This window comes from Paenibacillus sp. P3E, assembly GCF_001909045.1.
Classification (GTDB): Bacteria; Bacillota; Bacilli; order Paenibacillales; family Paenibacillaceae; genus Paenibacillus_AQ; species Paenibacillus_AQ helianthi.
Genome location: NZ_LVWH01000212.1, coordinates 1 through 20,502, shown reverse-complemented (window position 1 = coordinate 20,502; position 20,502 = coordinate 1). Strand labels below are relative to the sequence as shown.

General features: G+C 50.6%; 19 protein-coding genes. 16 read left to right on the top strand and 3 right to left on the bottom strand.

The genetic code is table 11. From position 1 onward, the window contains the following. Nucleotides 1-104 precede the first annotated feature (104 nt). The 6 genes from A3842_RS27110 to A3842_RS27085 all read left to right on the top strand — a co-directional run bounded on the left by A3842_RS27110 (nt 105) and on the right by A3842_RS27085 (nt 6,025). Entirely contained in the window at nt 105-1,721 is a 1,617-nt protein-coding gene (locus A3842_RS27110) for an ABC transporter substrate-binding protein (protein ID WP_074103369.1), read from the top strand. 83 nt (nt 1,722-1,804) lie between these two features. Next, nucleotides 1,805-2,755 carry an ABC transporter permease gene (locus tag A3842_RS27105; protein WP_074088856.1) on the top strand — a complete coding sequence of 317 codons (951 nt, stop codon included), beginning with the start codon at nt 1,805-1,807 and terminating at the stop codon, nt 2,753-2,755. Nucleotides 2,756-2,759: 4 nt separating this feature from the next. Continuing rightward, nucleotides 2,760-3,605: an ABC transporter permease gene (locus tag A3842_RS27100; protein ID WP_074103368.1), complete on the top strand. Its 846-nt coding sequence runs from the start codon at nt 2,760-2,762 to the stop codon at nt 3,603-3,605. Between the two features lie 16 nt (nt 3,606-3,621). Further along, a complete protein-coding gene (locus tag A3842_RS27095; protein ID WP_074103367.1) occupies nt 3,622-4,638 on the top strand; it encodes an ABC transporter ATP-binding protein in 1,017 nt (338 codons plus the stop codon). After that, nucleotides 4,610-5,539, top strand: a complete 930-nt coding sequence (locus A3842_RS27090) for an ABC transporter ATP-binding protein (protein ID WP_074103366.1) — start codon at nt 4,610-4,612, stop codon at nt 5,537-5,539. The genes A3842_RS27095 and A3842_RS27090 overlap by 29 nt, the downstream gene beginning before the upstream one ends. A 39-nt stretch (nt 5,540-5,578) precedes the next feature. Beyond that, a complete protein-coding gene (locus tag A3842_RS27085) occupies nt 5,579-6,025 on the top strand; it encodes a hypothetical protein (protein WP_074103365.1) in 447 nt (148 codons plus the stop codon). A gap of 157 nt (nt 6,026-6,182) precedes the next feature. On the opposite strand, the gene A3842_RS27080 is transcribed toward A3842_RS27085, so the two are convergent. Next, nucleotides 6,183-7,022: an SDR family oxidoreductase gene (locus A3842_RS27080; protein ID WP_074103364.1), complete on the bottom strand. Its 840-nt coding sequence runs from the start codon at nt 7,020-7,022 to the stop codon at nt 6,183-6,185. Between the two features lie 315 nt (nt 7,023-7,337). On the opposite strand from A3842_RS27080, the gene A3842_RS27075 reads away from it, so the two are divergent. Next, on the top strand, nt 7,338-8,366 hold the full coding sequence (locus A3842_RS27075; RefSeq protein ID WP_074088861.1) for an AI-2E family transporter: 1,029 nt from the start codon (nt 7,338-7,340) through the stop codon (nt 8,364-8,366). Between the two features lie 618 nt (nt 8,367-8,984). On the opposite strand, the gene A3842_RS27070 is transcribed toward A3842_RS27075, so the two are convergent. After that, a complete protein-coding gene (locus A3842_RS27070) occupies nt 8,985-9,374 on the bottom strand; it encodes a hypothetical protein (protein ID WP_074088862.1) in 390 nt (129 codons plus the stop codon). A gap of 313 nt (nt 9,375-9,687) precedes the next feature. Here A3842_RS27070 and A3842_RS27065 point away from each other — a divergent pair, with 313 nt between their 5' ends. From A3842_RS27065 to A3842_RS27055, 3 genes are all read left to right on the top strand, one after another. Beyond that, on the top strand, nt 9,688-10,383 hold the full coding sequence (locus A3842_RS27065) for a response regulator transcription factor (RefSeq protein ID WP_074103363.1): 696 nt from the start codon (nt 9,688-9,690) through the stop codon (nt 10,381-10,383). Continuing rightward, nucleotides 10,380-11,846: a sensor histidine kinase gene (locus A3842_RS27060; protein WP_074088864.1), complete on the top strand. Its 1,467-nt coding sequence runs from the start codon at nt 10,380-10,382 to the stop codon at nt 11,844-11,846. The genes A3842_RS27065 and A3842_RS27060 overlap by 4 nt, the downstream gene beginning before the upstream one ends. A gap of 95 nt (nt 11,847-11,941) precedes the next feature. After that, entirely contained in the window at nt 11,942-13,063 is a 1,122-nt protein-coding gene (locus A3842_RS27055) for a TolB family protein (RefSeq protein WP_074103362.1), read from the top strand. A 117-nt stretch (nt 13,064-13,180) separates the two neighbouring features. Here A3842_RS27055 and A3842_RS32735 read toward each other — a convergent pair whose 3' ends face one another. After that, nucleotides 13,181-13,348 (bottom strand): hypothetical protein, encoded by a 168-nt coding sequence (locus A3842_RS32735; protein WP_178382419.1) that lies wholly within the window; start codon nt 13,346-13,348, stop codon nt 13,181-13,183. Nucleotides 13,349-13,611: 263 nt separating this feature from the next. Between A3842_RS32735 and A3842_RS27050 the strand changes: the two genes are divergently transcribed. From A3842_RS27050 to A3842_RS27025, 6 genes are all read left to right on the top strand, one after another. Continuing rightward, nucleotides 13,612-14,652 (top strand): zinc-dependent alcohol dehydrogenase, encoded by a 1,041-nt coding sequence (locus tag A3842_RS27050; protein WP_074088866.1) that lies wholly within the window; start codon nt 13,612-13,614, stop codon nt 14,650-14,652. 37 nt (nt 14,653-14,689) lie between these two features. Further along, the gene (locus tag A3842_RS27045) at nt 14,690-16,678 is read left to right on the top strand and encodes an alpha-amylase family protein (protein ID WP_074103361.1); all 1,989 of its coding nucleotides are present in this window, start codon (nt 14,690-14,692) and stop codon (nt 16,676-16,678) included. Further along, nucleotides 16,641-17,777: a sugar ABC transporter substrate-binding protein gene (locus A3842_RS27040; RefSeq protein ID WP_074088868.1), complete on the top strand. Its 1,137-nt coding sequence runs from the start codon at nt 16,641-16,643 to the stop codon at nt 17,775-17,777. The genes A3842_RS27045 and A3842_RS27040 overlap by 38 nt, the downstream gene beginning before the upstream one ends. Before the next feature lie 21 nt (nt 17,778-17,798). Then, the gene (locus tag A3842_RS27035) at nt 17,799-18,458 is read left to right on the top strand and encodes a dihydrofolate reductase family protein (protein WP_074088869.1); all 660 of its coding nucleotides are present in this window, start codon (nt 17,799-17,801) and stop codon (nt 18,456-18,458) included. Between the two features lie 25 nt (nt 18,459-18,483). Next, a complete protein-coding gene (locus tag A3842_RS27030) occupies nt 18,484-19,896 on the top strand; it encodes an MATE family efflux transporter (RefSeq protein ID WP_256701889.1) in 1,413 nt (470 codons plus the stop codon). A gap of 85 nt (nt 19,897-19,981) precedes the next feature. Then, complete coding sequence (locus A3842_RS27025) at nt 19,982-20,449, top strand: MarR family winged helix-turn-helix transcriptional regulator (RefSeq protein ID WP_074103360.1); 468 nt, start codon at nt 19,982-19,984, stop codon at nt 20,447-20,449. The last annotated feature ends 53 nt before the right edge of the window (nt 20,450-20,502 follow it).

Genomic DNA, 20,502 nt, shown 5'->3' with positions numbered 1-20,502 from the left:
TACATTTATGTTAATTCCCATCCATTGTAATTCCGAGTATTCCGATATATAATTCAGAAAAATAAAGAGTGAGCTTGCTCATAGACAATGGAGGAGAGAAAGATATGCGCAGAGGGTTATCTGGGGTTATAGCTATCATATTGTTAACATTTTTGATTAGTGCGTGCTCCGGGGGGAACAACGCCGCATCACCGGCAGCAAGCGGGACGCCTGCAGAATCACAGCAGCCTGCTGCGGGCGAAGGGCCGAAGGATGGTGGAAGCCTGATTATCGGTGTAGCAGCCGACCCGGTAGTGCTTAATCCGAACTATGCGGGCGACCGTGTCAGCCTGACGATTGACCAGGCGCTGTACGCGCCGCTGTTTCAGGTCAACAATGGGAAGAAAACCTTTTATCTGGCGGACAGCCTGACACCATCTGCCGATAATCTTACCTATACACTGAAGCTGAAGAGCGGACTTACCTGGCATGATGGGGAGAAGCTTACAGCCGATGACGTAGTGTTCACTATCGATAAGATTCTGGATGAGAAGCAGAACAGCTTCCTGCGGGCTAACTTCCTGATTAATGACCAACCAATCACCGCCACGAAGGTGGACGATCTGACTGTGGAATTCAAGCTGCCGCAGGTCAGTCCGGCTTTCGAGGCTACGCTGGTGCAGGTCACTCCGATTCCAAAACACATTTTTGAGAATGAAACCGATATTGAGAAAAGCACCAAAAACGCTGCTCCGGTAGGCTCCGGCCCATTCAAGTTCAAAGAATACAAAGCAGGCGAATATTTGACACTGGAGCGTTTCGACAACTATTTCGGCGGCAAGCCGCACCTGGATTCAGTGACCTACCGGATTGCCAAGGATGCGAACGCAGCCAATCTGGCCTTGCAGAACGGTGAAATTAATGTGCAATACCTTGATCCTAAGGATGTAAGCACGATTCAAGCGACCAACAACTTTGAAATCCTGCCGTACGCCGAAGGACGTTTGTCGTATCTGATGTTCAATGCGAACAGTGATACCGGTGTCCTGGCCAAAAAAGAAGTCCGTCAAGCCCTGTCACTGGCACTCAGCCGTGATGAGATCATCCAGACCGCCTACACTTCCAGTGAATATGCGGATCCGGCTAAATCCTTCCTGACTCCGGATGCGTTGTACTTCACGAATGATGTGCCTACCTTTGATAACGATGCAGCGAAGGCCAAGGAAATGCTCCAAGCCGCAGGAGTCAGCAATCTGAAGCTGAGATTCATCGTGCAGAGCGGCAACAAGGCACAGGAAGCCATCTCGCTGTATGTACAGCAGAAGCTGAAGGCCGTCGGCGTGGATGTTGAACTGAAGAGTATGGATTCTTCGGCCTGGGTTCAGAAGTTCATTGACCTGAAGGCTACTGATTTCGAACTGGCCCTGACCGGCTATATTATGGGTTATGATCCAGATGCTTACCGCATTCTGTTCACCTCGGGAGCGTCTTCGAACTATTCGCATTATGCGAATCCTGAAGTCGACAAGCTGTTGAATGAAGGTGCGGGTGAAGCCGACCCAGCCAAACGTGCGGATATTTACAAAAAAGCGCAAGAGATCGTCGCCGGGGATGCGCCGATCTATCCCATCGCATATACCAAAACCGTTGTCGCTATTTCCAAGAACTACGGCGGTCTTGAAGAAGCGGTACTGAAGCCTGTCGTGATTTTCGAAGACCTGTCCAAGATCTATCAGAAATAAGCGCGGGAAAAATAAGTGCGGGAAAAAATAAGCTGGGCCGCCCAGCTTATTTTTTTGCCGGCGGGGAGCGGGAGAAGCTGCGTATGAGACAACTCATCGTACGAAGATTGCTGCAAACACTGCCGATGCTGTTCTTTGTGTCGGTAGTGTGCTTTACCATGATCAAGCTGGCTCCGGGAGATCCGGTGCTGTCTTTTGTTACACCGAATATGCATGCGGATGACATTGAGCGTATCCGTCATAACCTGGGACTGGACAAACCGGCCTATATTCAGTATTTTATCTGGATCAAAGAAATGGCACAGGGGAACTTCGGGTATTCCCTGGTTAATCACCAGCCCGTCCTTGGGCAAATTCTGGAGCGCCTGCCGGCAACCGCCGGTCTGATGGGCAGCGCGATTGCCCTGGCTGTGCTGCTCTCAATTCCGCTCGGCCTGATTGCCGGAGCGAACCGCAACCGCTGGGCCGACAAGCTGATTAACTTCATTTCTTATGTCGGAATCTCCATTCCATTATTCTGGCTGGCGATTCTGCTGATGTACCTGTTCGCGATCAAGCTGCACCTGCTCCCAAGCATGGGCATGCGCACCATTGGGGTAGAATCCGCGGCGGATGTGCTTAAGCACGGCATTTTGCCTTGCTCCGTGCTGGCCTTTGGTTTTCTTGCCGGTTATGTGCGTTATATCCGCTCCAGCACTATTGGGCAGCTGAAGGAGGAATATGTACAGATTCAGTATGCTTTTGGCTCCAAAAAGTCGACGATATTGTTCCGTCATGTCCTGAAGCATGTGCTGCTGCCGGTGATTACGCTGCTCGGTATGTCGATGGGGGATCTGGTGGCGGGTGCTATCGTGACGGAGACGGTTTTTTCCTGGCCGGGCATCGGCTCACTGGGCATGACAGCAGTCAAGGGAATGGATTATCCGCTAATCATGGGGATTACCCTGTTCTCCTCCCTGATGCTGATCTTTGGCAATCTGGTGGCAGATATACTCTACAGCTTCGTGGACCCGCGAATCCAACTAAAGGGGTGACCTCATGAACCGCAGTAAATGGAAAAATGTAAAAGACGAGCTGTTTGCGAACGGTCTGGGTGTCGCCGCCTTGCTGACTCTGATCGTGTTCACGCTTGGGGCAGTGTTTGCCTTTCTGTCCGGCTATGATCCCAATGCCATGGAGGCCATGGCCCGGCTCAAGCCGCCGGGTGCCGGCCACTGGTTCGGTACGGACGATTATGGCCGCGATTATCTGGCGAGAGCGCTATACGGCGGGCGCATCTCTCTCCTGGTCGGCTTCGCTTCGATGATTGTGGCAACAGGCATCGGGGCTACCATAGGTGTAATCAGCGGTTACTTTGGCGGCTGGCTGGATAATCTGCTGATGCGGATGCTGGATGTAATCATGTCGATCCCGTCCTTTCTCATTCTGCTGCTGCTCAGCGTGTATTTGAAGCCAAGCGTCGGTAACCTTATCATTATTATTGCCCTCTTGATGTGGATGAACGTGGCGCGGGTTGTCCGGGCAGAGACGATGACGATCAAGGAACGTGAATATGTGCTCTATGCCAAAGCTTCAGGACAAAGCGCCTCCGGCATCATTTGGCGGCATATTCTTCCCGGCCTGGTCCCGGTCATTATCGTAGGTGCGACGAACAATATCGCTTCAGCGATTATGATGGAATCCTCGCTGAGCTTTCTCGGGTTTGGCGTGCAGCCGCCGAATGCGACGTGGGGCAGCATGCTGAACAGCGCGCAGGGCTATATTGCCCAGGCGCCTTATCTCGCGCTGTTCCCGGGTCTTTTGATCCTGCTGACTGTACTGAGCTTTAATGTGCTGGGTGATATTTTACGTGTCGGCTTTGAACCGAAGCTGATGCGGAGATAGGGAGAGTGAAGACATCATGACGAAGCGGCTGCTGTCTGTTGAGGATTTACAGGTTTCGTTCGCTACCCGGGATGGGGAGAACCAGGCCGTCCGGGGGGTCAGCTTTCATATCGATGCTGGTGAAACGGTGGGGATTGTCGGGGAATCCGGCAGCGGCAAAAGTGTCACGGCCAAAGCGATCATGTCGCTGATTACGCCTCCGGGACGCATAACAGCCGGGAATATCGAGTTTCGAGGCGAGCGTCTGACCGGACTTTCAGAGAAGGAGTGGCGGAGTCTGCGGGGCAACCGGATCGCGATGGTCTTTCAAGACCCGATGACCTCCCTGAATCCGGTGAAAAAAATCGGCCAGCAACTGACGGAGGTCATCCGCAGGCACCGTGGACTGAATAAAGAAGCGGCGGTTGCCGAAGCAGCCAGGATGCTGCTCCAGGTAGGTATCCAGAATCCGGAGCAGCGTCTGAAGCAGTATCCGCATGAATTCAGCGGCGGAATGCGTCAGCGCGTAATGATCGCCATGGCATTGTCCTGCCAGCCGGAGCTGCTGATCGCTGACGAGCCGACAACAGCGCTGGATGCGACGATACAGGCGCAGATCCTGGATCTGTTCAAGGAACTCAAAGAGAATTCTGATACGGCCATTGCACTGATTACCCATGATCTGGGTGTGGTCGCCCAGGTCTGCACCCGCGTGATTGTGATGTACGGGGGGCTGATTATGGAGGAAGGGACGGTGGAGGATATCTTTTACCGTCCCCGGCATCCGTACACGGAGGGCTTGCTGCGCTCGATTCCGAAGCGCGGCGGCGGTTCACGTGAGCGGCTGATTCCCATTGAAGGCACACCTCCGGATCTGCTCGCCCCCCCGCCGGGTTGCCCGTTCATGGAGCGCTGCCCCCATGCTTTTGCCCGCTGCAGCGAACGCCCGCCTGTAGTAGAACTCACTGCGGGCCACCGCTCTATGTGCTGGCTGGCGGAGGGGATGCAGGATCAGACCGCAGTCCATGCCGAAGGGGGAGATTCCGGTGAGTGAGAGCAAAGTATTGGTGGATGTGACTAATCTTCAAAAGCACTTCTCTAAAGGAAAGGATATGCGCGGACGAGATACAGCTGTGCTGAAGGCTGTCGATGGCGTAAGCTTTCAGATCCGCCAGGGAGAAACCTTCGGGCTGGTGGGCGAATCGGGCAGCGGCAAGTCCACAGTGGGACGCTGCCTGCTCCGGTTGTATGATTATACCGGCGGTGAGGTTTTCTTTGATGGCCAGCCGCTTGGCAAGCTTGGGGAGAAGGGGCTTAAGCCTTTCCGCCGCCGCATTCAATCGATCTTTCAGGACCCGTACTCTTCCCTGAATCCGAGCTTGAATGTGCTTGAACTGATCAGTGAACCGATGAAGATCCATGGCATCGATAAGGGGGAAGAACGCAAGGAGGCGGTCGCCGCACTGCTGGAACGGGTAGGGCTTAAGCGGGAGCATCTGTACCGTTATCCCCATGAGTTCAGCGGCGGGCAGCGGCAGCGCATCTCCATTGCACGGGCATTGTCGGTCCGGCCAGAATTTGTCGTCTGTGACGAGCCCATTTCGGCACTGGACGTTTCGGTTCAGGCCCAGGTCGTCAATATGCTGGAGGACCTGCAGTCCGAGTTCGGTCTCACCTATCTGTTCATTGCCCATGACCTGTCGATGGTCCGGCATATATCGGACCGCATCGGTGTCATGTATGGCGGACGGCTGGTTGAGGTAGCGGACAGCGACGAATTGTATGACAACCCGCTCCATCCCTACACTAAGGCACTACTATCCTCCATTCTGGAGACGGACCCGCGTAAGGGCAGCCAGAGAATCAGGCTGGAGGGCTATTCTGGTGAACGGGAAGCAGCTGCACAGGCAATGCTGCGTGAAGTAAGCCCGGGCCACTATGTGGCTCTTGACTGAATACAGCACCAATTTACAATGATAATGGGAGGTAATGAGATGACAGAGACCGTACAAAAAGTAAAATTGTCGCAATGGGATGCCCTGCTGGTAGAATCTCTGCGATCCCTCGGCTGGTCCGATGACGAGCTGCTGCGCAGAGTAGAGGCAGGCGAACTGCCGGTGGATGAAAGTGAATATGAATTTGATTATGCCCAGCTGGCCCTTCTGGCGGGTGAGCAGCCGGAAACATTCCGCCAGGCGGTAACGCAAGGCTACCAGATCAAATACAATACCATTCGCGGCATTCGCAGCTGGATTTCTGTTGCTCTTGGCAAGCAGGCCGAGCTGGAGCTGGAGGAAGGCAAGGAAGCGGCTGAAATAGCTTTGACCGAAGCCGAAAAAAACAGATTGGCTTCTGTGCTCTCCTTCGGCTGGCAGATTACAGGCGGGCCATCAGGTACTGGCGGAACCGGAGTATACCGGATTGAGCCGATCCAGAGATAAGTGTGATGTGAAACGTGAGGACAGGCAATAGACAGTTATTCGCCTATGGCTGTTCCAAACGCAGGCACAACTGAAAACCGGACCGGGCAAGAGCTGCCCCAGTCCGGTTATTTTTTTCATCTATTTGTGCTTTTTCAGCAATAAGGGTAAGCGTGACCTACATATTCAACTGGATCTTACGGGTGCTGAGCACGCCTTCCAGGCCGGTAGGGTCTGTGCTTACTTTGCGAGAGACGAATTTCTCAGCCTGCTCTGAAGTGCGGATACGGAGCGGCTTGGTCTCCATTTGCACCAGGTCCCACATCACTTCGGCGACGGAGTCGGCGGTCTGAGGCTCCGTATTACGCTCAAGGAACGTGGCTCTGTAGGCATCCAGAATCGGCTTATATTCGTCTTCCAGAATGCCACCGGTATTGGCTACATGACCAAGCACGGTGTTGTTGAACTCCGTGGCAATTGCCCCGGGCTCAAGCAAAGAGATATCAATGTTGAACTGTGGTTTGTAATAGGTAGCCATACTTTCCAGCAGGCCTTCCAGAGCGAACTTGCTGGCACAGTAGATCTCGTTCATAGGCTGGCCCACTAGTCCGCCCACGCTGGAGGTCGCCACAATATGTCCATATCCGGTCTTCCGAAGCAGAGGAAGCGCCGCACGGATCGTATGCATCACCCCATAGACATTGGTGTCAAATACGCGGTGGATATCTTCAATCGGTGCTTGTCCAAGCGCCCTGAGGTAGCCGAAGCCAGCGTTGCAGAACAATACATCCAGGCGGCCTTGCTCCTGCTCAATCTGATCGGTTACCCGCTGAATGCTGTTAGGTTCTGTGACTTCCAGTTCTACGAATTTCAGATGGGGCACTTCGCTGTAACGCTCCTGATCCCGTTCCAGGTTGCGGGTTCCCGCATAGACAGTCCAGCCTTCCTTAGCGAATTTCAGAGCCGAAGATAGCCCGATTCCGGATGATGCGCCGGTGATGCAGATAATTTTCCCCATAAAGGTTAAGCCTCCAGTTCTTAAAATATAAGGATGTATAGGTTTCGCGCTATAAATCATACTTCTATTTCCCGCTGAAACGGATTTCTGAAAGCGATACGTAGTATCGCTGCTTCAGGAGCATAAGCTTTTACAAGAAGCGAAGCCGTTTCCACTGGCATATTATAACATATAACAGTCCAGCTCCCGAAATCCGACATAAAGTTAGTGTTTTCGCAGATTTGAAGAGGCTTGCAGTTGCTATAAGTGATTTGGGTAATGTAGACTATATGATAAAGTCTTAATTGCAAGCGAATGGAGAGGAACAGAGGAACAATGGATGTATTTAAGCGTTATTACGCGAATTTAACAGTTCGGCGCTTTTTGATTTTGGCGCTGATCGCACTGTTGCTGTACAGTATCCGGGATATGCTCAACCTGGTGCTGCTGACGTTTTTGATTGCTTATGTAATGAATAGCTTTCAGGTGCTGCTGTCCAAGCAGATCGGCAAATTCGTCAAGGTGAACAGCAAGGTTATTATTGTCGTCTTGTACCTCGCCCTAATCACGATGATTGTGCTAGCGCTCGTCAAATATCTGCCCAAAGTGTATACGCAGATTAAGCAGTTGACCGATTTTCTAACCACTCTAACCTCTGAAGATCTCCCGCAGAACGAAATTACACAGTACCTGTTCAATCAGTTGAAGGATTTGAATTATGAATCCTATATGACCCACGGCATTGGATATGTGCTCAAAATTAGTAACTGGGGGACCACCTTCGTATTAGCAACTATTCTAAGCTTTGTCTTCATCCTTGAGAAAACCCGCATTGTTAACTTTACTTCCCGTCTGAGAGACAGCAAGATTGCCTGGTTCTATGTGGAACTGGAGTATTTTGGCAAGAAATTCATCTCTTCTTTCGGCAAGGTTATTGAAGCACAAATTCTCATTGCTCTTTTCAATACCCTGTTCACTGTGGTGGGCTTATGGATCATGGGCTTCTTTTTTGAGCCGTTCCCGTACCTTTTCGCGCTGGCGATCATGATCTTCCTGCTTAGCTTGATTCCGGTGGTTGGGTTTTTGATTTCACTCATTCCGTTGTGTATCATCGGCTACAATATCGGTGGTCTCGTAATGACGCTGTACGTGCTGGGACTGATTGCTGTGCTGCATTTCATGGAAGGCTACTTCCTGAATCCGAAGCTGATGTCCTCCAAAATGAATCTGCCCATGTTCTACACCTTCATTGTGTTGTTGTTCTCCGAGCATTATATCGGCGTATGGGGTCTGATCCTTGGGATTCCTATTTTCGTCTTTTTCCTCGATATTCTGGAGGTTACCCGGGATAAACCTAAGGTGTAAGCCTTACCTGCCGAAGTTCAATAGCAAGTGGAAACGGCTTCGCCGTTCTTATACGGACGGAATCCGTTTCAGTGAGAAATAAAAGGATGATTTATAGCGTGAAACCTATAAATCCTTATATTTTTACCCAACCAAAGTGACATTCCTGCTGACCGTAGTGTGAATGTCGCTTTTTTTGAATTGTCCGAAGGACAAATGGGTCTGCTCATAAAATGAAAGCAAATAAAAAACGCTCCCGAAATTAATCGAGAACGTCGATTGGTTAGGCAGCGCACTTTGGGTGAAAAAGAGATTCAACTGCGACTAAACTACATAATACTAGAAGCTTGATGGATGTTCTTAGTATTTGAATTCGTACCTCTCTGATCAGAAGTTTGTATCCGATATTGTTCAAACAGATCGACACAAGTGATTGCTATACTCTCATTGTTAATTCTAGCCGATGAGGCCACCGGGCTTGAAACAACGGCATAAATGCCGTTACTGGCGCGCAGCAGGCTGCAGGTGGCGCATCAACGACGCCGTTGCCCAACTAAAACAGGCTGTCTCCTAAGCAGTTCATTTCTGCGGAGGAGACAGCCTGTTTTTCCAGACTATATAGAGTGTATGTACCCTCTGTCAGCCGAATGAAGTCATTACACTTTGGGTCACGATCTCTTGTAATTCGGCTTTTTGTGCGGCATATTGCTGCCGGGTGATGTTGCCGCTGGCGAGGCGTTGATTAAGCTGCTGTGTAAGCTGGTTCACCTGCAAATTAATGATGTTTTCAATATTTCCACCGTTCTCTACAGCGATATCCTTCAGCGACTTGCCATCGTACAGCGCGTCATACAGCTCTTGATCGGAGGATTGATTCAACGCTTCCAGCAAATCATCTTTCTCGGCTACATTGGTGGCAGACCATTTGGCGACTGGACTCGCATTTGCGATGGGTTTGCCCCAGGTAGTTCCACCGAAGGAGATCGCTACAATCATGCTCCCGACAATCATCACTCGTTTAATATTCATACCATTCATCCTCTTTTCAAGTTATATTATATCGGCACAGGGTTATTAGTTTCATGGGTTAGGATACTTATGCTTAAATTCATTGTAACCGGCAAAGCTGAGGTTAAGCTTAACTCTTCTTTAAGATAACCTAAAGAATAGGCCTCTGCCGGATACTACGTTTTACATCATACGGGGTCTCAACTATTTTCAGGCAACGGGAACTTTTCCGCATGGTGTCCGTCTGGAAGTATATGTGCACTTAGGGGCAAGATTAAGGCTGAACAGGCCGGGCATGAAATAAATAACCGCAAGTGAAGGAGGTGAACCTCAAATGACCAAAAAAGTGCTGGTAGTCGATGACGAGCCCGGTATTGTAAATGCGATTGCCTACGCGCTGAGGCGTGAAGGCTATGAGGTGGATACCGCCGGAGACGGCGAAGAGGCGCTTGCCAAAGCGCAAATTTTTCATCCCAATGTGATGGTGCTGGATGTGATGATGCCGAAGCTGAACGGGTATGATGTATGCCGCAAGCTGGAGGACCGTGATGACATCGGGATTATATTGCTCACCGTCAAAAATGACATTGTCGATAAAATCGTCGGCCTGGAGTTGGGAGCGGACGATTATATGACCAAGCCGTTTGAGATCCGCGAGCTGCTGGCCCGAGTGAAGGCGCTGCTGCGCAGGCTGGAGAAGAATACGGCCGAGGCCAAAAGCGAGCTAATCGAATATGGTGCGCTTAGGGTTCACCAGGACCGGAGATCTGCCCAGCTTGGAGAGGAACTTCTGGAGCTGACACCGAAGGAGTTCGATCTCCTGCACCTGCTGCTCTCCCATCCGCAGCGGGTCTATATGCGCGAAGAACTCCTGGAGCAGGTCTGGGAAATGGACTATGCCGGCGGTACGCGCACAGTGGACATTCACATCCAGCGGCTGCGCAAAAAACTGGGCGAGCCCTACCAGAATATTCTGCAAACCGTCTATGGGGTGGGCTACAAGGCGGTTCCGGCGGGTAGCTTCGCATGAGGATTAGCATCAAGCTGAAATTCAGCCTGTTTCTGGCGGTGCTCTTGATTCTATCGATTAGCATCCTGAGCTATTTCGTACTGCAAGGAGTAGAGCGTAACCAGCAGGCACAGATCGAGAGTGCACTCGCCCAGCATGTCAAAACAGTAAATCTGCGCGTCAAACAGACCTATTATACCGGCACACGGCTTGAGCCGCAGGCATTCATGCAGCAGCGGGGGAAAGCGCTGGCTGTAGAGCTGGCCGGGTTCACCGGGCTGCAGGTGACGCTGTACGATGCAGACGGGCAGCAGGCGGGGACATCCCGGCAGGGGGGGGACCTAGCGGCGGAGCAGAAACCCGCCGAAGCGCTAGCCTATGCGCTGCAGAACAAAATCGCCTACCAGAGCGCCGGCGATACTATGCTCTATCTGGCGCCGCTGCAGGGGCCTGATCAACAGATGGGGGTGATCCAGCTGGAGTATCCGCTGCAGGATGCCCAGAGCTTCCAGCGGACGCTGTTGAATCTCTTCCTGACCACGGGCGCCGCAGTTTTGGTCTTGAGCTTCATTGGCGGCTACCTGTATTTCAACAAGGCCGCCGCGGCCATCGGGCGGCTGAAGAGGGCGGCGGAATCGATCCGCCGCGCCGAGTACATCTCCGCTCCCCCGGTCAAGCGCAAAGATGAGCTGGGGGAGCTGGCTGAAGGCATTTACTTCATGAGCCGGGAGATCGACAGCAGCATTGCCGCGAAGGATGAAGAGCAGCGCAAGCTGCAGCTCGCCGTGCAGAAGCTTCAGGCGCTGGAGCAGCAGCAGAAGCAATACATTGGCAATATCAGCCACGAATTCAAGACGCCGCTGACTTCAATCAAGGCCTATGTCGATCTCTTGAACATGTACGATGATGATCCCGAGCTATTGTCGGATGCCAAGCTCAGTATTGCGAAGGAGACGCAGCGGCTCTATGAAATGGTGGAGAAGGTGCTGCAGCTGACGGCGCTGGAGAAATATGATTTTGAATCCCAGGCGGAGCTGCTGGAGGTAGCGGGCGTATTGCAGGATATCTGCGGCCGCATGAAGGGCAAGGCAGAACGGTACGGGCTCACCATCACGCTGGACGTACAGCCGGCGCAGATCTGGATCGATAAGGAAAGCTTCATGCATATCTTTATCAATCTGCTGGATAATGCGATCAAATATAATGTCCCGCAAGGGACGGTTCATCTTCACAGCGTGGTCCGGGATCACCGGGTCTGGATCATGGTCAGGGATTCCGGCATTGGCATTCCGGCAGAATTCAGAGAGAAGATTTTTGAGCCCTTCTACACCGTCAACCGTGACCGCTCCCGACAGTCGGGAGGGACAGGATTAGGTTTGTCTCTGGTCCGTAATCTGGTGGAGAAGCAGAACGGAACCATAACCCTGCTGGAGCCGGACGGTGAAGGTGCGGCGTTTCAGCTGTCTTTTCCCGTCATGACCTGAAGGGCTTAAGTTTACAACTTGGAAACATCCGGCGGGTTATTTAGAAATAAGTATCCGTTATGCTGGGAGCAACTCAATCAGGGGGGAACCATACTATGAATCCTGACCAAAATTTCAGGCCAGGCAAAGTGATGCAGATGCTGCTGTGCAGTGCTGTTCTTCTGTCCATAGCTGCCTGCAGTACAGAGAATACGGATTCACGTCAGACTGTCGAGAAATCCGGCAAAAAAATCACGGTCATGGATAATACCAGTGAATCCGTCTATACGAAGCTAAAGCTTGCGGGTATCGAAAAAACGGAGGGCATACGGGGGTTGGATTTTGTCAGTGAGGAGGTCATAGTACTCGATAAAGAGAACCGTAATCTCCCTCCGCAGACGGTGGAAGGCCAGGAACGGTATCCGCATAATCTCTATCTCCGCACGCTCTCTTCGGGTGTGGACACGCCTCTGCAGGAGGGGGAGAAGAATTATGGTGCGGCGCAGCTGTCCCCGGACAAAAGCCGGGTTTTTTACAAAGAACTCTATGAGGCTACCGGACTTGGTTTCATTATGAATCTGGCCACGGGTGTATCTGTGAAGGCGAGTGCTGCAGAGTTCCGAAGTGAGGAAGGGTCATGGGCCGACAATGAACATGTGCTTTTCCCGGATATGGAAGGAAATATTGTAAAAGCAGACGTGAACGGCAAGCAGGAAACGGTGCTGAAGACTGGCATTCCTTACGTTCATGAGGTTGTTCAGTCCGGCAGCCGGATTCTTTATATTACAGGGGAAGACAGCCAGCTCAGCGCCTATGATACCGAAACGAAGCAGACCAAGGTGCTAAAAAAGAATGTGATGTGGGTGATCCCGTCACCGGACGGGAGCAGACTGGCGATTGTAGAGCGGACGAAGCCTGGAGAGATGGTGCTGCTGATCTGCGATAGTGAAGGCAGCGAACAGTCTCGGCTGGCGGCAGGCCAGCAGATCTTCGGGACCAGCTGGTCACCGGACGGCAGCAAGCTGGCCTATGTAACCACATCCGCTAACGCTGCCGAGGACCAGGATGGCCTGTTCATCACCGAGGTGGAGACGGGGGAGCAGACGCCTGTGCTGAATGACATTGAGGTGGCGGACCAGCTGCGCTGGAGTCCCTCGGGCAAAAAACTGCTGGCATCCGTTTCGGTCCTGAAGGATAATGCATACCAGTTCATTACGTATGTTGTAAAACTGTCTTAACCGGCCTTTGTTTGGCTTATTTTGAATTACCCTATAGAATACCCAACAGAGCATAGGCCGCCCCCCTGTTCAGGATAGCGGCCTATGTTCTGTTGGGGCTGGCGTTTAATCTTTAGCTCAGCTACTTTTTGCGAGAGTAAATTTTCCAAGCTCATCCTGAAGCTGTTGCGCACTAGCGCTTAGCAGACGGGAGGAGGCTTTTACTTCTTCCATGGACGATAATTGTTCTTCAGCCGCCGCCATATTTCTTGTTTCGTCGGCGGCATTTTTTGAAATGTCGACCATTTCTGTAACCGTCGCTGTGATTTGCTCCGTACCCGCAGAGACTTCTTGCGCTGATGCAGATAGATCAAGGCATATCTGCCGATTTCAGGCTCCGAAAGTTGAGTGATTAGAGCCTGTGAGTGTGATGTTTGTGTAAAAATGTTTATATATAACATTTAATTACAAAATTCCCCTTACTTCGACAAAGGCAATGTGATATATTTTGAACGAAATTGAAAAATAACCAATTTTTTCTGAAAGACGATGAAAATGGAGGCGAGTAGATGGAAGCTCTGGTATGGTCATCCAACCACAAGCTGGAACTCTGCGAATGTGAGGAGCCGCAGATTGCAGCGGCGGATGAAGTCAAAATCCGGATTGAGATGACAGGTGTGTGCGGAACGGATCTAGCGGTCATAACCGGTAAAGAGGAGGGGGTTCCAGATATTATTCGCGGTCATGAGGCTGTGGGAACCGTCGTAGAAATCGGCAGCAGCGTCGACCGCGTGAAGGTGGGAGACCGAGTAGTGATTGATCCGAATCAAAGTTGCGGTGAATGTTACTTTTGCCGGAAGAACCAGCCTAACCTGTGTACGGGCATAGACGGAAAGGGAATGCCCATTGCAGGCTTGAATCGAAATGGGACATTCACTTTTTTTTTCTCAACTGCACAAACGTTTGCGCATAGAATTCCGGACCATATGAGCTGGGAGACGGGGGTTTTGATTGAGCCGCTTGCATGTGTGCTGCACAATTTCAAGGAGGCTGGCGTTTCAGCAGATGATAAGGTCCTTGTTCTCGGGTCGGGCCCAATGGGTATTTTATGCCAAATGGTCAGCAAATCGATAGCAGCACTCACTGTTGCGACAGAAATTAACCCCTACCGGCTCGCCTTTGCAAGAGAAATTTCAGATTTCGCAATGACACCATCCCAACTCAATGAAGCCACCGTAAACGAGATCTGCTCGGGCCACAAATTTGATCTGATTATCGATACGGTGGGCACCCAGCTCGAATTCGCAGAGAAATGGATTGAGCGTGGAGGCCGTATTGTTCCCTTTGGGATTAATGCGAAATACCGGTATACCTTTTCCCCCACCAAATTTGCACAGCAGGCGATCAAAATTATCGCAGCAGGGGAGTACCGCAACATGTTCGAGGAGGCTTTACGATTTGCTGCCGAGACACCGGAATTGAAGAAACTAGTGACTAGAAAAGTGAAGTTGAATCAGCACGAAGCAGCGATTAACGAGCTTATCGGCTATGAATTGGACACTTCGAAACCGGTTGAGAGTGAAACGTTAAAGACGGTTTTTGTTCCGTAAACATAGAACTACGATCAACGAGAGGTGGCACCTGCTAATGAGCAATGACAGCAAATTAAGACTTGTTCAGGATTACTTGTCTTCTCACAAGGATAAAGACGTTGAGCCGATTTGGATACCTGCGGTGTGGAACGAGTGCCAATATGAACGTGTTCTCTTCGCCAAAGAGGGTGAAATTTGTGTACACCCGTATGATTTTATGACGGAGCACTTCAAGTATTTGGACAAGCTTTCGTGGAGGTATTTGCTTAAGGAGCGCACGAATCTGGATGACAGTGCTATCTATTCCGCGCTTGTCCGTTACTCAACAGCTTGGGATTACAATCATGATGGAACAACAGAGTCCGGTACCTTTTTACGGTTCTGTATTCTTCTGCCGCTGCTGAAAAGGATGGGTATCAATATTTTATATATGCTTCCGGTCAACCAGTATAGCACGTTGAACCTGAAGGGAGACATCGGATCACCTTACGCTGTGCAATCGTTATTCCGTCTGGATCAGAACCTGCATGACAGCCTGCTCGACGGCATGGACAACTTCACCATTCACGATGAGCTTGGCGCTCTGGTAGAAGCCTGCCATTTGCTTGATATTAAGACTGTTGTCGATTTTATTCCGCGCGTAACAGCGAAAAACAGTGAGTTCATAGCCGAGCATCCTGATTGGGTGTATTGGATCAAGACGGATGCTCTCGAGGGCTTTGCACCGCCTTCGATTCCAGAGCTTGGTTTTTTTGAGGAATGTACGCCTGACAAGCTGGAACTGGTCTATCGAAGCCAAGAGACTGAAGCGTTTCTTCGGAAGTTTTCACAGCCGCCAAACGAACTGAATCCAGTCATTTGGCAGCAATTAAGAGAAAGAGTTGCCAGAACCGGAGAAGAAATACTGACTTTGGTGGAGCAGGAACTGGGGATAACGACTTCTCCGGCGCATTCTGACTGGATTAATGATGTGCAACCGATTTGGACAGACATTACGTTCTTGCGCCTCTATAAGGACTTCTCTCCGCAAGTGAGACATCTTATAAGTCCGGACCAAGCGCCATTTGTGCTGTTCGATACCATTAAATGCAATGACTACCCGGGAGAAGAACCCAATCTTGAGCTGTGGGATGTTCTGGAGCAGGCAGTACGGTTTAATCTCGAGACATATGGGATTGACGGCTTCCGGATTGACATCGGACATGTGCTTCCGACTCCGCTGCTTACCCGTATTTTTGACACGATTAAAGAGATAAATCCAAATGCCATATTGATCAGCGAAGACTTGTTTAACCGCAATCACAAGAAAGCGGCCAGCACCGGCTACAATATTATGCTTGGCAGCGGATGGAATGTCATGACGCAAATGACGAAGGACAATCTGGTTGCCTACCTGGAGGAACTGCCTGAGTTAAATATCCATGTGTTTGCCTGTGCAGAAACGGCAGATACACCCCGGATCACGAGCCGGGGCGGCGTAGAGGTTGCCCGTATGACCGCGGTATTTAATCAGTTTCTTCCGAACGCAATTCCATACGTGACAACCGGTTATGAAATGAACGAAGAGCAGCCATTGAACTGCGGTCTTGGAGACAATACGAACGGAAGCGACATCCCGCGCGCATTTTTTAATGTCCTGAAGATTAATTGGACGAATCCTGCACCGCTTCTGCCACTGCTGGCTGAGCTAAGTGACTTCAAAAAAGACTGGCTCGAGCTGGTCAAGCCGGACAATTTCTTCGTGGCTGAATCACCGGACGGTACTGTGCTCTACGGATACATGCGTGGCGATCTAACGATGCTGTGCTGCTTTAATTTGAATGCTGATGCTAGCTCTGAAATCGATTTAATGGCTGCCGTCCCTGGCCGCGGTCCAATGACTGTGGCACTGGATAGCTCCTTAACTACCGGTAGCATAGGTCAGTCGCTAGACAACTTACTGCTTGCACCCAATCAGGCTGTGGTGCTTGTCAGCAACAATAGTCAATTAAAGGAGAGAGGCTGCTATGCAGAAGAACAACAAAGAACTCGTCTTATGGCATGAATTTGATGGTCCGGGGGATACCTCGATTGAAGTGCTGGAGGGAATCTGCAAGCTGTACACGGAGCGCTTTGGTATACAGGTGACCCCACAAGTGATGAACATTACGGAGCTCATTACGGGTCTGAACGGAGTCAAGGACACCTGTCAGGGTCCGCAGCTGGCAATGGTTCCTGCGGACATGTCCTCCTATGTCGAGAACGGGCTGTACTCCGAAGTGCCGGGCGGGCTGTTTGCCGATGTGCTCACGGAAGGTGCTCTTTCAACAATGCAGGTAAATGGTGTTCAGTATGGTGTACCGGTATTACGGGGCAACCATCTGGTTGTCTATTACAATAAAGAGATTTATGCCAGTGCGCCGACGACATGGGACATATTCGAAGAGGCCGCGGAGCGGCTGTCGGCTCAGGGCATCGTGCCAATCGGGGCAGATCTACAGCAAGGCTATTGGTTTATTCCGTTCCTCTCGGCATTTGGCGGTTGGCCTGTAGAGGCAGGCAAGCCGAATCTTGCCACCTCTGAAATGAAGCAGGCGCTTCATTTCATCCGCAACAAGATGGACCAAGGTGTACTCACCAGTCTCGACGGCTCACACGGACTGCTTGAGCAGTTCATTGACGGTAAAATCGGCGCGATTATTTGCGGCGAGTGGATTTATAACCATCTGGACAAGCATATGAAACATAAGCTTGGGGTTTGTCAGCTTCCAGTCATTGCAGGCCGGCAATCATTGTCCATGTCTTCATCCATCGGTCTGATTTACCCTAATCATTCGTTAGCGTCGGAGGAACGGGAGAATATCTTATCGTTCACGCGTTTTATGCTAAGCGAAGAATGCCAGTCGATGTGGGCGTTCCAGGTACAGCGGATTCCGGCTCATGAGGAGGTGCAGAATCATCTGGCCGCTTCTGCTGCGCCTAACAAAAAAGAGATTCTGTCGCTTCTGAATCATGCGCGCCCGATGCCAATCGATTCATTCATGATCCATATCTGGGAGGCGCTCAGTGCCGGTCTGAACGAACTGCCTAAGAGTAATCCGGAACAGGCGCTCCAAAAAATGGATCTGACGATCCAGAAATCTTTAAGCGCATTTCAAAGCTAATAAGAGATGGGGAGAAGCGAAATGAAAACTACTATATTCAGCCAAATTTCTATAGATGGAAAGCTAACGATGGGGGCAGGTAATTCGAGTAAGGAGCTATTTTCGTTGTTTTCCAGTCAAGATATCGAATTCATCCATCTATTCCGGGGCAATGTACAGGGGATTATGGTTGGTAAAAATACAATTCTGACGGACAATCCATTTCTCACGAATCGATATGAGGCCAACAAAAATCCAATCCGCATCATTCCGACGACTACTTTGGACATTCCGCTGGACAGCAATGTGCTCTCCGATCAGGGGAAGACGATTATCGTCACGACCGAGAAAGGGCGGGACGAGGAGAAAATGAGACTGATCCGGGAAAAAGGGAAGGAATGCCTCGTCTGCGGCGAGGACAAAGTCGATTTCGTGGAGCTTGAGCGTCAGCTGGAGGAAAACTACGGCATTACCAACCTGATGGTAGAAGGAGGAGGCTTTCTGAACTGGCATATTTTCAATCAGGACATCGTCGATGAGATTATTCTGATGCAGCTTCCGATCATCATAGGCGGCTCCACGAACATTACTTTAGTGGATGGAGAAGGGTATCAGGAATTGTGCTTTGCGAAAAAGTTCAAGGTTGTAGAAGTTCAGCCAAAAGAAAATTACACGCTCATGCGCTACAAGAAAGTGATGTGACCTCACACTAAGTCATAGACTTCGAATGGCTAGGGGAGCTGTAAATCGAGAATATGGGGGTTATGAAGAATCCATGTCAGACAAGGATAATTTCTACAAAAGTGTATATAAAATCGCTGTGCCCGTTACGCTTCAAAGCTTGCTGATGGCATTGCTCAATTTGACGGATCAAATGATGGTCGGGCAGCTGGGGGATGTGGCAATCGCCTCGGTCGGGATGTCTACAAAAATATACGGGATCATAGCGGTTGTATTGGCCGGTTTATCGACGGGGGTATCCATTTATGCCGCCCAGTTTTGGGGGAACAAAGATGCCAAAAGTGTATCCCACGTGCTCGGTCTCGGGCTGATCGTCGGCTTTGCGTTCTCGTTCCTGTTCTCTGCGGCTGTCTTCATCGATTCACCGCTGTTTCTGAGCATGTTCACCACAGACGTGAATGTAATAGACGATGGGTACATTTTCTTGCGGGTGATGTCACTTGGATTCGTGCCCGTCATGCTCACGATGATGTATTCCGCGATTTTGCGCAGTACCGGGCATGCCAAATGGCCAATGTATGTAAGCTTAATTACAGTTGGTTTGAATATTATCCTGAACTACGTGCTTATTTTCGGTCACTTCGGCTCTCCTGAGTTTGGTCTGAAGGGCTCGGCTATGGCTACCCTTATTTCCAGGGTTTTCGAATGTTTGTTAATCATTGGTGCCGTATACCGGTATCGTTTGCCGGGAGCTGTTGGATTAAAGAACTTATTCATGATTCCTAAACCGCTCATCCGCAAGTTTTTTGGAACGACCTATCCGCTGCTGTTGACTGAATTGATCTGGGTATTGGGCGAAACGGCATATGCGATCATCTACAGCCGCATGGGAACGACAGAGATGACTGCGATGACCATTACATTCCCGCTGCAAGGGCTTTGCATCGGTTTGTTGTCCGGTCTGGCTAGTGCAGCCGGGGTAATGGTTGGTAACCGTTTAGGTGCGAACGAGACCGATATCGCACTCGATCACGCCAAACGGTTCATTCGCCTTGGAATCATTATCTCTCTGATCGTCGGGGCCATTATTGCGGTAGGCTCGAAGCTGTATGTCTCTGCGTTCAATATCTCCGAGGATGCCAAACAAATGAGCATTTATATCGTTATCGTGTTCGCCGGATTTCTTTGGGTCAAAGTATCCAATATGATTATCGCCGGCGGCATTCTGAATAGCGGGGGAGATAGCAAGTTCGTGTTCGGTATGGAATCGACCGCAACGTGGCTTATAGGCGTCCCATCCGGGCTGCTGCTGTCTTACATTTGGAAGCAGCCTGTCTACCTTGTGTATCTCGTCATCTCTCTGGAGGAGGTTGTCCGCTTTGGCTTCGGCTACGCCCGGATTTACTCCCGCAAGTGGATGCGAAATTTAGTAAGCGATCTGAGTAAACTCGAAGTCTGATTTTCTGCGAGATAAAGGTCCTTGACAAATAAATGTTGTTACAGCTACTATAGCTGTGACAACTTGTTGAGGATGGGTGAGGGTTATGCCTAACGGATTTGATTATACAGAGCTGATTGGATTCCAGATTATTAAGGGCGAGGTGCTGATCAAGCGCAGGATGCTGGGCATTTTTATGGAGAAGGGCTACGACCTGACCTTTGAGCAATGGACAGTGCTGAATGTGCTGTATGCGGGACCTGGAATTAACCAGAGCGAGATTGCGGCCAGAACCTTCAAGGACAAGACGAATGTTACGCGTATTCTGGATGTGCTTGCCAAGAAGGGGTATGTGGCCCGTGAAGCGCATGGCAAAGACCGCCGGAGCTATCAGATCTATCTGACAGCAGCGGGTAAAGAGATGTTCGCCGACCTCATTCCCCATGTGAACCAGTTAAATGAACAATTTAAGCAAGCGATCCCGGATGAGGAATTGGCGCAATTCATCCACACCTTGGAGAAAATTTGCCGGAATGCACCTTCTCCGCATCCTTGCGGCGCATGCCGTAGCTGACCTTTTCTTTGCTGTTATCTACTTTGTAGATGGCCATATCCTGCTCCGAGAAC